The organism is Bacillus sp. LJBV19, from assembly GCF_017797845.1.
GTDB classification, from domain to species: domain Bacteria; phylum Bacillota; class Bacilli; order Bacillales; family Bacillaceae; genus Bacillus; species Bacillus velezensis.
On record NZ_CP072563.1, the window covers coordinates 1,675,843 to 1,691,357 of the forward strand.

13 protein-coding genes are annotated in these 15,515 nt (G+C 46.3%); all 13 read left to right on the forward strand.

Going from position 1 to position 15,515, the window contains the following annotated elements; genetic code table 11:
• Positions 1-103: 103 nt before the first annotated feature.
• The 13 genes from J6600_RS08395 (at position 104) to J6600_RS08455 (ending at position 15,476) form a co-directional block, all read left to right on the forward strand.
• Positions 104-4,417, forward strand: a complete 4,314-nt coding sequence (locus J6600_RS08395) for a PolC-type DNA polymerase III (RefSeq protein ID WP_209388242.1) — start codon at positions 104-106, stop codon at positions 4,415-4,417.
• Positions 4,418-4,656: 239 nt separating this feature from the next.
• Positions 4,657-5,127 carry a ribosome maturation factor RimP gene (gene rimP, locus J6600_RS08400; protein ID WP_007409801.1) on the forward strand — a complete coding sequence of 157 codons (471 nt, stop codon included), beginning with the start codon at positions 4,657-4,659 and terminating at the stop codon, positions 5,125-5,127.
• 39 nt (positions 5,128-5,166) lie between these two features.
• Complete coding sequence (gene nusA, locus J6600_RS08405; RefSeq protein WP_003154195.1) at positions 5,167-6,288, forward strand: transcription termination factor NusA; 1,122 nt, start codon at positions 5,167-5,169, stop codon at positions 6,286-6,288.
• A gap of 13 nt (positions 6,289-6,301) precedes the next feature.
• Positions 6,302-6,577 carry a glucose-induced regulator RulR gene (gene rulR, locus J6600_RS08410; RefSeq protein ID WP_003154193.1) on the forward strand — a complete coding sequence of 92 codons (276 nt, stop codon included), beginning with the start codon at positions 6,302-6,304 and terminating at the stop codon, positions 6,575-6,577.
• 1 nt (position 6,578) lies between these two features.
• On the forward strand, positions 6,579-6,881 hold the full coding sequence (locus tag J6600_RS08415) for a YlxQ family RNA-binding protein (protein WP_003154192.1): 303 nt from the start codon (positions 6,579-6,581) through the stop codon (positions 6,879-6,881).
• A 19-nt stretch (positions 6,882-6,900) separates the two neighbouring features.
• Complete coding sequence (gene infB / locus J6600_RS08420) at positions 6,901-9,051, forward strand: translation initiation factor IF-2 (protein ID WP_015417484.1); 2,151 nt, start codon at positions 6,901-6,903, stop codon at positions 9,049-9,051.
• Positions 9,048-9,326: a DUF503 domain-containing protein gene (locus J6600_RS08425; RefSeq protein ID WP_003154188.1), complete on the forward strand. Its 279-nt coding sequence runs from the start codon at positions 9,048-9,050 to the stop codon at positions 9,324-9,326. The genes infB and J6600_RS08425 overlap by 4 nt, the downstream gene beginning before the upstream one ends.
• A gap of 16 nt (positions 9,327-9,342) precedes the next feature.
• On the forward strand, positions 9,343-9,696 hold the full coding sequence (gene rbfA / locus J6600_RS08430) for a 30S ribosome-binding factor RbfA (protein WP_003154185.1): 354 nt from the start codon (positions 9,343-9,345) through the stop codon (positions 9,694-9,696).
• An 84-nt stretch (positions 9,697-9,780) separates the two neighbouring features.
• Positions 9,781-10,710 carry a tRNA pseudouridine(55) synthase TruB gene (gene truB / locus J6600_RS08435; protein WP_209388243.1) on the forward strand — a complete coding sequence of 310 codons (930 nt, stop codon included), beginning with the start codon at positions 9,781-9,783 and terminating at the stop codon, positions 10,708-10,710.
• A 19-nt stretch (positions 10,711-10,729) separates the two neighbouring features.
• On the forward strand, positions 10,730-11,671 hold the full coding sequence (gene ribF, locus J6600_RS08440; RefSeq protein WP_209388244.1) for a bifunctional riboflavin kinase/FAD synthetase: 942 nt from the start codon (positions 10,730-10,732) through the stop codon (positions 11,669-11,671).
• Positions 11,672-11,836: 165 nt separating this feature from the next.
• On the forward strand, positions 11,837-12,106 hold the full coding sequence (gene rpsO / locus J6600_RS08445; RefSeq protein WP_003154182.1) for a 30S ribosomal protein S15: 270 nt from the start codon (positions 11,837-11,839) through the stop codon (positions 12,104-12,106).
• Between the two features lie 174 nt (positions 12,107-12,280).
• Entirely contained in the window at positions 12,281-14,404 is a 2,124-nt protein-coding gene (gene pnp, locus J6600_RS08450; RefSeq protein ID WP_007611468.1) for a polyribonucleotide nucleotidyltransferase, read from the forward strand.
• A gap of 112 nt (positions 14,405-14,516) precedes the next feature.
• On the forward strand, positions 14,517-15,476 hold the full coding sequence (locus tag J6600_RS08455) for a polysaccharide deacetylase family protein (protein ID WP_209388245.1): 960 nt from the start codon (positions 14,517-14,519) through the stop codon (positions 15,474-15,476).
• Positions 15,477-15,515: the final 39 nt, after the last annotated feature.

The window sequence follows — 15,515 nt, forward strand, 5'->3', positions numbered from 1 at the left end:
ACGAATCACACAAAATCATGTTAAAATAGAGAAAAAAGAAGGTACCTCATCACCTGCGGAGGTACCTTCACTTATGATGTTTTAAGGGAGGGATACTGTCTGAATGGAACAGTTATCAGTAAACAGAAGACAGTTTCAGATTCTTCTGCAGCAGCTTAATATGACAGATGATACCTTCATGACATACTTTGAAGACGGAGAGATTGATAAACTGACAATCCATAAAGCAGAAAAAGCCTGGCATTTCCAATTTCGCTTTAAGGCTCTTTTGCCGTATCAAATATATGACTCATTCATGATGAGGTTAACACAATCGTTTGCTCACATCGCCCGTGTCACATCGTCTGTTCAGGTCATTGACCCCACAGTGACAGAGGAGCTTGTACAGGATTATTGGACACGCTGTATTGAAGAGCTTGAAGGAACCTCGCCGCCGATGGTGGCTCTTTTGAATCAGCAGAAGCCGAAGCTCAAGGGAAACAAGCTGATCGTGAAAACAAAAACAGATACAGAAGCATCTGCGCTCAAAAATAAATACAGCGCACTGATTCAGCACAGCTATCGCCAATTCGGCTTTCCGGAACTGCAGCTGGATACCGAAATTTTCGTATCTGACCAAGAAGTCCAGAAATTCCGCGAGCAAAAGCTTGCTGAAGATCAGGAGCGGGCGATGCAGGCGCTTATCGAGATGGAGAAGAAGGAAAAAGAGGGCGATGAGGATCAGGCACCGTCCGGACCGCTTGTCATCGGCTATCAAATTAAAGAGAACGAAGAAATCCGGACGCTTGACAGCATCATGGATGAAGAAAGAAGAATTACGGTGCAGGGGTTTGTGTTTGATGCTGAAACACGCGAGCTGAAAAGCGGACGCACGCTCTGCATTTTCAAAATCACGGACTATACAAACAGCATTTTAGTAAAAATGTTCGCCAGAGAAAAAGAAGACGCCGCTTTGATGAAAACGCTGAAAAAAGGCATGTGGGTGAAGGCGCGGGGAAGCATTCAAAACGATACATTCGTCAGAGACCTCGTCATGATTGCAAATGACGTGAATGAAATAAAAGCCAAAACCCGTGAAGACTCCGCTCCTGAAGGCGAAAAACGGGTTGAGCTTCATCTGCATTCTCCGATGAGCCAAATGGATGCTGTAACGGGCATCGGAAAGCTTGTCGAACAGGCGAAAAAATGGGGACATGAAGCGATTGCGTTAACTGATCATGCCGTTGTGCAGTCTTTCCCGGATGCCTATTCCGCCGCGAAAAAACACGGCATTAAAATGATTTACGGAATGGAAGCCAATATCGTAGATGACGGTGTTCCGATCGCATACAATCCAGCTCACCGTCTCCTGGAAGAAGACACATACGTCGTCTTTGACGTTGAAACGACAGGTCTGTCCGCAGTGTATGACACCATCATTGAGCTTGCCGCAGTCAAAATAAGAGGCGGAGAAATCATCGATAAATTCGAAGCGTTCGCCAATCCGCACCATCCGCTGTCAGCAACGACGATAGAGCTTACCGGGATTACGGACGACATGGTCCGCGACGCTCCCGATGTCGTTGACGTCGTCCGGGATTTTAAAGAATGGATCGGCGATGAAGTGCTTGTGGCTCATAACGCCAGCTTTGATATGGGATTTTTAAATGTGGCGTACAAGCGTCTTTTGAAAACGGAAAAAGCGAAAAATCCGGTCATTGATACGCTGGAACTCGCGCGTTTCCTGTATCCTGAGTTTAAAAATCACCGCTTAAATACGTTATGTAAGAAGTTTGATATCGAATTAACCCAGCATCACCGAGCGGTCTTTGACGCTGAAGCAACGGGCTACCTGCTGTTGAAAATGCTCAAAGATGCCGCTGAAAAAGACATTTTTTATCATGATCAGCTGAATGAGAATATGGGACAATCCAATGCTTATCAAAGATCAAGGCCTTATCACGCTACATTGCTTGCCGTAAATGAGACCGGCCTTAAAAATCTGTTTAAGCTCGTGTCCATTTCTCATATTCAATATTTCTACAGAGTGCCGCGCATTCCGAGGTCGCAGCTTAATAAATACAGAGAAGGTCTGTTAATCGGCTCTGCCTGTGACAGGGGTGAGGTCTTTGAAGGCATGATGCAAAAATCTCCTGAAGAGGTTGAAGATATCGCATCCTTCTATGATTATCTTGAAGTGCAGCCGCCGGAAGTATACAGACACCTTCTGCAGCTTGAGCTCGTCCGGGATGAAAAAGCGCTGAAAGAAATCATCGCCAACATTACGAAGCTCGGAGAAAAATTGAATAAGCCGGTCGTGGCTACGGGAAATGTCCACTATTTAAACGATGAGGATAAAATTTACCGGAAGATCTTAATATCTTCCCAAGGCGGCGCCAACCCGTTAAACAGACACGAACTGCCCAAAGTGCACTTCAGAACGACAGATGAAATGCTGGAGGCTTTCTCCTTCCTTGGTGCAGAAAAAGCGAAAGAAATCGTGGTTGACAATACGCAGAAAGTCGCTTCGATGATCGATGAGATCAAACCGATCAAAGACGATCTGTACACGCCGAAAATTGACGGGGCTGATGAAGAAATCCGTGAAATGAGCTATCAGCGCGCCAGAAGCATTTACGGTGAAGAGCTTCCCGAAATTGTGGAAGCGAGAATAGAAAAAGAATTAAAAAGTATCATCGGCCATGGATTCGCCGTTATTTATCTCATCTCTCATAAGCTTGTAAAACGGTCTCTGGATGACGGTTATCTCGTCGGCTCCCGGGGGTCCGTCGGTTCATCGCTTGTGGCGACCTTAACGGAAATCACTGAAGTGAACCCGCTCGCTCCGCACTATGTGTGCCCGAGCTGCCGATATTCCGAATTCTTTAATGACGGATCAGTCGGTTCCGGTTTTGACCTTCCGGATAAAACCTGCCCGTCTTGCGGCACGCCTTTGAAAAAGGACGGACATGATATCCCGTTTGAAACGTTCTTAGGCTTTAAAGGTGACAAAGTACCCGATATCGACTTGAACTTCTCAGGTGAGTATCAGCCGCATGCCCATAACTACACGAAAGTATTGTTCGGTGAAGATAACGTGTATCGCGCGGGAACGATCGGCACCGTCGCGGAAAAGACGGCTTACGGATATGTGAAAGGCTATGCGGGCGATCACAACCTACACATGCGCGGCGCGGAGATCGACCGTCTGGTGCAAGGCTGCACCGGCGTTAAGAGAACGACCGGCCAGCACCCGGGGGGGATTATCGTTGTCCCGGATTACATGGATATTTACGATTTTTCACCGATACAATTCCCGGCAGATGCGACGGGGTCTGAATGGAAAACGACTCATTTTGACTTCCACTCCATTCATGACAACCTGCTGAAGCTTGATATATTGGGGCACGATGATCCGACAGTCATCCGGATGCTTCAGGATTTAAGCGGAATTGATCCGAAGACGATTCCGACAGATGATCCGGAAGTTATGAAGATTTTCCAAGGTACAGAATCGCTAGGCGTCACTGAAGAGCAGATCGGCTGTAAAACGGGGACGCTCGGCATTCCTGAATTCGGGACGCGATTTGTGCGGCAGATGCTTGAGGATACGAAGCCGACGACGTTCTCCGAGCTTGTCCAGATTTCCGGGCTTTCCCACGGAACGGACGTATGGCTCGGCAATGCGCAGGAACTGATACACAACAATACGTGTGAACTGAGCGAAGTGATCGGCTGCCGTGATGACATTATGGTTTACTTGATCTATCAGGGCCTTGAGCCTTCACTGGCCTTTAAAATCATGGAATTCGTCCGTAAAGGCAAAGGCCTGACGCCGGAATGGGAAGAAGAAATGAAAAAGAACAATGTGCCGAACTGGTATATTGATTCATGCAAAAAAATCAAATACATGTTCCCGAAAGCCCACGCCGCCGCATACGTGCTGATGGCGGTGCGGATTGCATACTTTAAAGTGCATCACGCGCTTTTATATTATGCTGCGTATTTTACCGTCCGCGCAGATGACTTTGACATTGATACAATGATTAAAGGCTCGACCGCTATCAGAGCGGTGATGGATGATATCAGCTCTAAAGGGCTTGATGCTTCGCCGAAGGAGAAAAACCTCCTTACCGTGTTAGAGCTTGCTCTTGAAATGTGTGAGCGCGGCTATTCCTTCCAGAAGGTCGATCTATACCGTTCGAGCGCTTCGGAATTTATCATTGACGGCAACAGTCTCATCCCGCCGTTCAACTCAATTCCGGGACTGGGAACCAACGCCGCTCTCAATATTGTGAAAGCGCGGGAAGAAGGAGAGTTCCTTTCAAAAGAGGATCTTCAAAAACGCGGAAAAGTGTCAAAAACCATTTTAGAGTATTTAGACCGTCACGGCTGTCTTGAGTCGCTTCCGGACCAAAATCAGCTGTCTCTGTTTTAAGCTTTGTGCACAGCCTCCGAGCGGAGTTTGATTTGCATTAAATATATGGTTATGGTATAGTTTTATTGGAAATGCTAACGATTACCGAGGCAAAGAGTGGGGAAACCCGCTCTTTTGTATTGAACAGGCAATTTTGCCTCGACATGTCCATCGTTTTCTCAATGCCCCTGCTCTTTTGAAGCAGGGTTTTTATGCAGAGGAACGGCTGATATGATATCGACAGCACAAGGAGGAAAAACATGAGCAAAAAAGTGACTGATACCGTTCAAGAAATGGCTCAGCCCATACTGGATGACCTTCAGCTTGAACTCGTAGACATTGAATTTGTCAAAGAGGGTCAAAACTGGTTCCTTCGCGTGTTTATTGATTCCGAGAACGGTGTTGATATTGAGGAGTGCGCCAAAGTCAGCGAAGCGTTAAGCGAAAAGCTGGATGAGGCCGATCCGATCACCCAGAACTACTTTCTTGAAGTATCTTCTCCTGGAGCCGAGCGTCCATTAAAGAAAAAAGCCGACTTCGAAAAATCACTGGGCAAAAATGTGTACATGAAAACGTACGAACCGATTGACGGTTTAAAAGTGTTTGAAGGCAAATTGGCTGAATTTGATGGACAAACTGTTACAATAGAGATGACGGTCAAAACAAGAAAGAAACGGGTCAATATTCCGTATGAAAAAATAGCTAACGCAAGATTAGCTGTAACATTTTAATGAATGAAGTATTAGTGTTTAAGGGGGGAGACCGCTAACATGAGCAGTGAACTATTAGATGCTCTCACTATTCTTGAAAAAGAAAAAGGCATCAGTAAAGACATTATCATCGAAGCAATTGAAGCTGCCTTAATTTCCGCGTATAAGCGAAATTTTAACCAGGCGCAAAACGTACGGGTCGATCTGAACCGTGAGACGGGCACGATCCGCGTGTTCGCAAGAAAGGATGTCGTAGACGAGGTATACGATTCAAGACTTGAAATCTCGCTTGACGACGCCCAGCACATCCATCCGAACTACCTTGTCGGAGATGTCGTTGAAATAGAAGTAACGCCGAAAGACTTCGGCCGCATTGCTGCGCAGACGGCGAAACAAGTGGTGACGCAGCGTGTCCGTGAAGCTGAGCGCGGCGTGATTTACTCAGAATTTATCGATCGTGAAGAAGACATCATGACGGGAATTGTACAGCGCTTAGACAGCAAGTTTATTTACGTGTCTCTCGGCAAGATTGAAGCGCTGCTGCCCGTCAATGAACAAATGCCGAATGAGAGCTATAAACCGCACGATCGGATTAAAGTATTTATCACAAAAGTCGAAAAAACGACAAAAGGGCCGCAGATCTATGTATCAAGAACGCATCCTGGTCTGTTGAAGCGTCTTTTTGAAATCGAAGTGCCGGAAATTTATGACGGAACGGTCGAACTGAAATCCGTTGCCAGAGAAGCGGGCGACCGCTCTAAAATCTCCGTCCGCACTGATGATCCTGACGTTGATCCGGTCGGTTCATGCGTCGGTCCCAAAGGCCAGCGCGTGCAGGCGATCGTCAATGAACTGAAAGGCGAAAAAATTGATATCGTCAACTGGTCTGATGATCCGGTTGAATTTGTTGCCAATGCGCTCAGCCCGTCTAAAGTGCTGGATGTCATCGTCAGCGAAGAAGAAAAAGCCACGACTGTCATCGTTCCTGATTACCAGCTTTCTCTGGCAATCGGAAAAAGAGGGCAAAACGCCCGCTTAGCCGCGAAACTGACAGGCTGGAAAATCGATATCAAAAGTGAAACGGATGCAAGAGACCTTGGCATCTATCCGAGAGAGCATGAAGAAGATGACGATTTAGAGCCGCTCTTTATGGAGCCTGAAACAGCCGAATCGGATGAATAAGAGGTGACTTTAGGTGAATAAGCGAAAAAAAATTCCTCTGCGCAAATGCGTGGTAACGGGGGAAATGAAGCCTAAAAAGGAACTGATCCGAATTGTCCGTTCTAAAGAAGGAGAGATTTCAGTCGATCCGACCGGAAAGAAGAACGGGCGGGGTGCCTATATCACCCTTGAGAAAGAATGCATCTTAGCTGCGAAAAAGAAAAACACATTGCAAAATCAATTTCAATCACAAATCGATGACCAGATTTTCGAAGAATTGCTGGAACTGGCGGAAAAGGTGAAAAAATAACATGTCTGGAATGGAATGGTTTCCCTTGCTGGGTCTGGCCAATCGAGCTCGTAAGGTCGTGTCGGGCGAGGACTTGGTTATAAAAGAAATTAGAAATGCGCGTGCAAAACTTGTTCTGCTGACAGAAGATGCATCTGCGAATACTGCAAAAAAAGTATCCGATAAATGCAATTATTATAAAGTGCCTTATAAAAAAGTCGAAAGCCGCGCGGATCTCGGCCGCTCTATCGGCAAGGAATCACGTGTCGTTGTCGCCGTCACTGACCAAGGTTTTGCGAATAAGCTGATCAGCTTGCTCGATTAATATTTTTGGGGGTGAACGAATGGCTAAAATGAGAGTTTACGAATATGCAAAAGCCATCAATGTTTCAAGCAAGGAAATTTTGACTGCGCTGAAAAACATGGATATAGTAGTAAATAACCATATGGCAATGCTTGAAGAAAAGACCATTAAGCAGCTTGATGCGAAATTTAAAAAAGGCGGCGCCGGCGTTACATCTCAGAAGCCTGCGGAAACGAACAAAAACAAGCCGCAAGGGATTAATCAGCAGCCTGCTGGGAATCAACCAAACAAAATTCGAGACGGAAAGAAGAATGACGTGCAGAATAATCAATTTAACAAAAACAAGAAGAATAACAACAACAACAAAAACAAAAACAAACGCAATCATAACAACAAAAATCAGTATCAGCAAAAACCGCTGAAGCCGAAAAAAGAGCTTCCTGAGAAAATTACGTTTTCCGGCTCTTTAACAGTCGGAGCTTTAGCCGAGGAACTGGGCAAAGAGCCGTCTGAACTCATTAAAAAACTGATGCTTCTGGGCGTAATGGCTACCATTAACCAGGAGCTTGACAAAGACACAATCGAACTGATCGCATCTGAATACGGTGTAGAAACAGAAGAAGTGATTGTGCTTGAAGAAACTGAGCTTGAAAAATATGAAGAGGCTGACAAAGAAGAAGATCTTCAAATCCGTCCGCCTGTCGTGACGATCATGGGCCACGTTGACCACGGGAAAACGACCCTCCTTGACAGCATCAGAAAAACAAAAGTTGTTGAAGGTGAAGCCGGCGGAATCACCCAGCATATCGGGGCTTACCAGATCGAAGAAAACGGCAAAAAAATCACGTTCTTAGATACTCCGGGACACGCGGCGTTCACAACAATGCGGGCGCGCGGTGCGGAAGTAACTGATATTACCATTTTAGTCGTAGCGGCTGATGACGGCGTTATGCCGCAGACAGTCGAAGCCATCAACCATGCGAAAGCGGCTGAGGTTCCGATTATCGTTGCCGTGAATAAAGTGGATAAAGAAAGCGCGAACCCTGACCGTGTCATGCAGGAGCTGACTGAATACGGACTCGTTCCTGAAGCATGGGGAGGAGAAACGATTTTCGTTCCTCTGTCCGCTCTTACAGGCAAGGGAATTGACGAGCTTGTCGAAATGATTCTGCTTGTCAGTGAAGTGGAAGAGCTGAAAGCCAATCCGAACCGTCAGGCAAAAGGAACGGTTATTGAAGCTGAGCTCGATAAAGGAAGAGGATCTGTCGCGACACTTCTCGTTCAAACGGGAACATTGAATGTCGGAGATCCAATCGTTGTCGGAAATACATTCGGCCGCGTGCGGGCCATGGTTAATGATCTCGGCCGCCGCGTGAAAACAGCCGGACCGTCCACACCTGTAGAAATCACGGGCTTAAACGACGTACCGCAGGCTGGCGATCAATTCCTCGTCTTTAAAGACGAAAAAACAGCCCGTTCTGTCGGTGAAGCACGCGCTTCCAAGCAACTGGAAGAACAGCGCAGCGACAAAGCGAAGCTGAGCCTCGATGATCTGTTTGAACAAATTAAACAAGGCGATGTCAAAGACATCAATTTAATCGTAAAAGCTGACGTTCAAGGTTCAGCCGAAGCGTTAACAGCCGCTCTTCAAAAAATTGAAGTAGAAGGCGTAAAAGTGAAAATCATTCACACAGGCGTCGGTGCGATTACGGAATCAGACATCATTCTCGCATCTGCTTCAAATGCAATCGTTATCGGGTTTAATGTGCGCCCAGACGGAAATGCTAAGAGCACGGCTGAAGCTGAAAATGTAGATATCCGTCTTCACCGTATCATTTACAAAGTCATCGAAGAAATTGAAGCGGCGATGAAAGGAATGCTTGATCCTGAATACGAAGAAAAAGTCATCGGCCAGGTTGAAGTGCGCCAAACATTCAAAGTGTCGAAAATCGGCACGATTGCCGGCGGATATGTAACAGACGGCCACATTACACGTGACAGCGGACTCCGCCTGATCCGTGACGGCGTGGTCATCTTCGAAGGGGAAGTAGACGTTCTGAAACGCTTCAAAGATGATGTGAAAGAAGTTTCACAAGGATATGAATGTGGTATTACAATTAAGAAATACAATGACATTCGCGAAGGCGACATCCTTGAAGCGTATGTCATGCAGGAAATCGAAAGAAAGTGATCGGATTTGCGGAATGTGAATGCATCATTTATGATGCGGGATCATTAAAGGAGAAACGAGCCGTTCTGAAGCGGATTATAACGAGGGTTCAGAATAAGTTCAACGTGTCGGCCGCAGAAATCGGCTATCAGGACACTTGGCAGCGGACCAGCTTCGGAATCGCCGTCGTCTCCTCCTCTCACGTTCAGGCGGAAAAGGAGATCCAGCGCGTACTCGCGTTTATTGACTCCTTTCCCGAAATAGAACGGACGATCACTAGAACAGAGTGGTTTTAACTTAGAGGTGATTGAATTGAGTATGAGAGCAAACCGTGTCGGCGAGCAGATGAAAAAAGAGCTTGGGGATATTATCAGCCGAAAGCTGAAAGACCCGAGAATCGGATTTCTCACTGTAACAGACGTACGTGTTTCAGGTGATTTACAAATAGCGAAGGTGTATATCTCCGTTCTCGGCGGTGAGAAAAAGAAAGAGGAGGCGCTGAAAGGGCTTGAGAAAGCGAAAGGATTTATCCGTTCTGAAATCGGCAGCCGAATCAGACTCCGCAAAACGCCTGAGCTTGAATTTGAATTTGATGAATCAATTGAGTACGGCAACCGTATCGAAACATTGATTCACGAACTGCATTCAGATAAACCGTCTGAATAACAAGGAAAGAGGATGGGCGAGTGTCGTCTGTCCTCTTTTCTGCGTTTTACGGGATACAATTGATAACAAAGGAGCGAAAGACAGATGGTTAACGGAGTTCTCCTTTTACATAAACCGGTCGGCATGACTTCTCACGACTGTGTAATGAAAATAAGAAAACTGTTAAAAACAAAGAAAGTCGGGCATACGGGAACGCTTGATCCGGAAGTGTCAGGCGTACTGCCGATCTGTGTCGGACGGGCTACAAAGATCGTTGAGTACGTCACCGACAAGTCAAAAACGTACGATGCTGAGATCACTCTCGGCTTCTCCACATCGACCGAAGACCAGACTGGAGAAACGGTCAGCGTAAAACCTGTCAAGGAGCCGCTGAAAGAAGCGTATATCAAAGCCGTTTTAGACGAACTGAAGGGACCGCAGGAGCAAGTGCCGCCGATGTATTCCGCTGTAAAGGTCAACGGAAAAAAGCTCTATGAATACGCCAGGGCGGGTATTGAAGTGGAGCGGCCGAAGCGGAATATCACGATTGAAGATATCGCGCTCACTTCCCCTGTCACTTATAAAGAAGACACAGCATCATTCCGCTTTACAGTCAAGTGCTCAAAGGGCACTTACGTGAGAACATTGGCAGTGACAATCGGTGAAAAACTCGGCTATCCCGCGCATATGTCTCATCTCATCCGCACCGCTTCCGGCGATTTCAGCCTTGATGAGTGTTTCACGTTTGAGGAACTTGAACAGCAGGTTTCAGACGGAACGGTTGCAGAGCATACCGTGCCGATTGAAAGAGCGCTCAATCATTTGCCGAAATGGGTCATAAGTGATACATTAGCTAAGAAAGCTGAAAACGGGTCAGTGTTTGACATCCCGGCGGAATTTTCTGCAATGACAGCTGACGCCCGTATAGCGGTCTGTACTGAAGACGGAGAATGTGTGGCCATTTATATGCCGCATCCTTCAAAAAAAGGACTGCTGAAACCGGCTAAAGTGCTCATGCAAAAAAGCGAACAATAAGAAAAAAGGTGACCGTTCTGTGAAGACGATACATATTTCTCATCCGCATCATTTACAAAAAGAAGAGCAGCCGGCGTCTGTCATGGCGCTCGGCTACTTTGACGGCGTTCATTTGGGACACCGGAAAGTAATCGGAACAGCCAGACAAATTGCCGAAGAAAAAGGCCTGTCGCTGACCGTTATGACGTTTCATCCCCACCCTTCCCATGTATTGGGCAGGGACAAAGAGCCAAAGGATCTGATTACGCCGCTTGAAGATAAAATCAGCCAGATCGGACGTTTAGGCGCTGATGTGCTGTATGTCGTAAAGTTTGATGAAGCGTTTGCGTCTCTGTCTCCAAAACAGTTTGCCGAGGAGTATATTTTAGGGTTAAACGCGCGGCACGCTGTGGGAGGCTTCGATTTTACGTACGGAAAATACGGAAAAGGCACGATGGAGACGCTGCCGGACGATTTAAACGGCAAGGCCGGATGCACGACTGTCGAGAAACAGACCGAGCAGGACAGAAAGATCAGCTCCACTTATATCCGGTCAGCGCTGCAGGATGGTGACGTTGAACTGGCGCACACTCTTCTCGGCCAGCCGTATTTTATCCGGGGCACTGTGATTCACGGAGACAAAAGAGGCCGCACCATCGGTTTTCCGACCGCGAATGTCGGCCTGCACAACAGCTATATCGTGCCGCCGACAGGCGTGTATGCAGTGAAAGCCGAAATAAAAGGCGAGGTGTATGAAGGCGTCTGCAACATCGGCTACAAACCGACCTTTTATGAAAAGCGTCCCGATCAGCCGTCAATTGAAGTGCATTTGTTTAATTTTCAACAGGATGTATACGGAGAAGACGTTAAAATCGAGTGGTACAAACGAATCCGAAGCGAACGGAAGTTTAACGGCATCGATGAACTGACGGCTCAGATCGGGAAAGACAAACAAGAAGCGATCCGTTTTTTCAGCAAATAACGGAAAAAACATCAAAAGTACACAAATTTTCTTCTAAAAGATTTGCATATGGGCGCGATTTTTAGTATCATATGTTTCGTAGTCTTAAAACCATTGCTTGGCAATCCGAAGTCACCGACGGTTGCTAGGTAACTGGGGCTAATTATGATATGGAGGTGAAACAGGATGGCAATTACTCAAGAGCGTAAAAATCAACTCATCAGCGAGTTCAAAACACACGAATCTGATACTGGATCTCCAGAAGTTCAGATCGCTATCCTAACAGACTCAATTAACAACTTGAACGAGCATTTGCGTACTCACAAGAAAGATCACCACTCACGTCGCGGTCTTCTTAAAATGGTAGGTAAACGTCGTAATCTTCTTACGTATCTGCGTAATAAAGACGTAACTCGTTACCGTGAGTTAATTAACAAACTAGGCTTACGTCGATAATCGTAAAAAGCGGGAGGATTCCCGCTTTTTTATCGTATTAAAGCGAAAAAAATAATGATAAAAAAACAATGAAATCCTTTTACATACTACTTTGACATTGATATGTTCAATTCATTTCGTTCATAATAGGAGTAATTGATTATTTCACACATTAAGAGAGGAGCTCGTAATCGAATGGGACAAGAGAAACATGTCTTTACCATAGATTGGGCCGGCAGACAGCTTACAGTAGAAGCCGGCCAGCTTGCCAAACAGGCAAACGGCGCTGTCATGGTCCGCTACGGCGATACCGCAGTGCTTAGCACAGCAACCGCATCAAAAGAACCGAAACCGCTAGATTTTTTCCCGCTTACCGTTAACTATGAAGAAAGATTATACGCAGTAGGTAAAATTCCGGGCGGTTTTATTAAAAGAGAAGGCCGTCCAAGTGAAAAGGCCGTTTTAGCCAGCCGTCTGATCGACCGTCCGATCCGCCCGCTTTTCGCAGACGGATTCCGTAACGAAGTACAAGTCATCAGCATTGTCATGAGTGTTGATCAGGACTGCTCATCTGAAATGGCTGCAATGTTCGGTTCATCACTCGCTCTTTGCGTTTCCGATATCCCGTTTGAAGGCCCGATCGCGGGTGTGACGGTAGGCCGCATTGACGGGAAATTCGTCATCAATCCGACGGTTGACCAGCTTGAAAAAAGTGATATCAACCTCATCGTTGCAGGCACAAAAGACGCCATCAACATGGTGGAAGCCGGAGCAGATGAAGTTCCTGAAGAAATCATGCTTGAGGCGATTATGTTCGGTCACGAAGAAATTAAGCGCCTGATCGCATTCCAAGAAGAAATCGTCGCAGCAGTCGGCAAAGAAAAAACAGAAATCGAACTGTATGAAATTGACGAAGAGCTCAGCGAAAAAGTAAAAAGCCTTGCGGAGCCGGATCTTCTCAGCGCCATTCAGGTTCACGAAAAACATGCTCGCGAAGACGCGATCAATGAAGTGAAAAATGCAGTTGTCGCGAAATTCGAAGAAGAAGAGCATGATGAAGATACGATTAAAAAAGTGAAACAGACACTGTCTAAACTCGTGAAAAACGAAGTGCGCCGTTTGATCACAGAAGAAAAAGTCCGTCCGGATGGCCGCGGCGTTGATCAGATCCGCCCGCTTTCTTCAGAAGTCGGCCTTCTGCCGAGAACGCATGGCTCCGGGCTGTTTACGAGAGGACAGACGCAGGCGCTCAGCGTTTGTACATTAGGCGCCCTTGGGGACGTTCAGATTCTTGACGGTTTAGGCGTGGAAGAATCAAAACGCTTTATGCATCATTATAACTTCCCGCAGTTCAGCGTTGGGGAGACAGGCCCGATGCGCGGACCAGGACGCCGTGAGATCGGTCACGGCGCTCTTGGAGAGCGTGCGCTTGAGCCGGTCATTCCGAATGAAAAAGACTTCCCGTATACGGTCCGCCTCGTATCCGAAGTGCTTGAATCAAACGGTTCCACTTCACAGGCCAGCATTTGCGCGAGCACGCTTGCCATGATGGACGCAGGTGTTCCGATTAAAGCCCCTGTTGCAGGTATCGCGATGGGACTTGTGAAATCAGGCGAGTACTATACGGTATTAACGGATATTCAAGGGATGGAAGACGCCCTCGGTGACATGGACTTTAAAGTAGCCGGCACGGAAAAAGGCGTGACAGCGCTGCAAATGGACATTAAAATTGAAGGCCTTTCAAGAGAAATTCTTGAAGAAGCGCTTCAGCAGGCGAAAAAAGGAAGAATGGAAATCTTGAACAGCATGCTCAGCACGCTTGGTGAATCAAGAAAAGAACTTTCTCAATATGCGCCGAAAATTTTAACGATGAACATTAATCCGGATAAAATCCGTGACGTTATCGGACCGAGCGGTAAACAAATCAACAAAATCATTGAAGATACCGGTGTTAAAATTGACATTGAACAAGACGGCACCATCTTTATTTCTTCTACTGATGAAAGCAGCAACCAAAAAGCGAAAAAAATCATCGAAGATCTTGTCAGAGAAGTCGAAGTCGGCCAGCTTTACCTCGGTAAAGTCAAACGGATTGAGAAATTCGGCGCTTTCGTTGAAATCTTCAGCGGAAAAGACGGTCTCGTTCACATCTCTGAACTAGCGCTCGAACGGGTCGGCAAGGTTGAGGATGTTGTGAAAATCGGTGACGAAATCCTTGTGAAGGTAACTGAAATTGACAAACAGGGACGAGTGAATCTGTCGCGTAAAGCAGTGCTGCGCGAAGAGAAAGAAAAAGAACAGGAACAACAACAATCTTAAATGAAAACCTAACAAGGAGCCTGGGAGACCCGGCTTCTTTATTTTGAGAAAGACAACAGACGGGTTCTACCTTGTCCTCCTCATACATAATGTGTGATGAGGGGGGAAGGACATGTTGAAAAAATTCGTGCCGTTTGCCGTTTTTTTATTTCTTTTTTTTGTTTCGTTTGAAATGTTAAAAAATCCGTATACAGTTGATTACATAGACGCAATGAAAAAAGACGCTGTAACAGTGTCAGCATCAAAAGATCCGCTCTATGAAGAATTACTGCAAAAAGCGTCAGAGTATGAAGTAAAGCCGCAAGACGCGCGGATTGATAAAATATGGAAGAGTATACCAGGATATAACGGTTTAAAAGTCAATGTGGAAAAATCCTATAAGCAAATGAAAAAGGACGGAGAATTTCACGAAGACGACCTTGTCTATGAGCAGGTGAAACCGAAAGTCCATCTTGATTCTCTCGCGCCCGAACCCATTTATAAAGGAAATCCCGACAAACCGATGGTCGCTTTCCTGATAAATGTCGCCTGGGGAAATGAATACGTGGAGCAAATGCTGCCTATTCTGAAGCAGCACCAGGTCAAAGCAACTTTCTTTCTTGAAGGGAAATGGCTGAAAAACAATCAGGAACTTGGGAAAAAAATAGCGGCAGACGGACATGAAATCGGAAATCATTCATACAATCACCCTGATATGAGCAAACTGACTTCAGGAAGCATTTCCGAACAGCTTGACAAAACCAATGCACAAATCAGCGAGACGCTCGGCATAAAGCCAAAATGGTTTGCGCCGCCAAGCGGCAGCTTCAGAAAAGCTGTGGTCGACCTTGCGGCGGAAAAAGGAATGGGCACCATCATGTGGACCGTTGACACCATTGACTGGCAAAAACCGTCTCCGGCTGTTTTACAAACAAGGGTGTTGAGCAAAATACATAACGGAGCCATGATTTTAATGCATCCGACTGATCCGACTGCGAAAAGCCTGGATACACTGATTGCAAAAATCAAAGAAAAAGGCTACGCGCTCGGCTCAGTGTCTGACTTAATGGATGAAAACAGGCTGATGAAGTAGCAGGCGGCAGTTTGCCTGTCTTTGAATAGGAGGAACAGA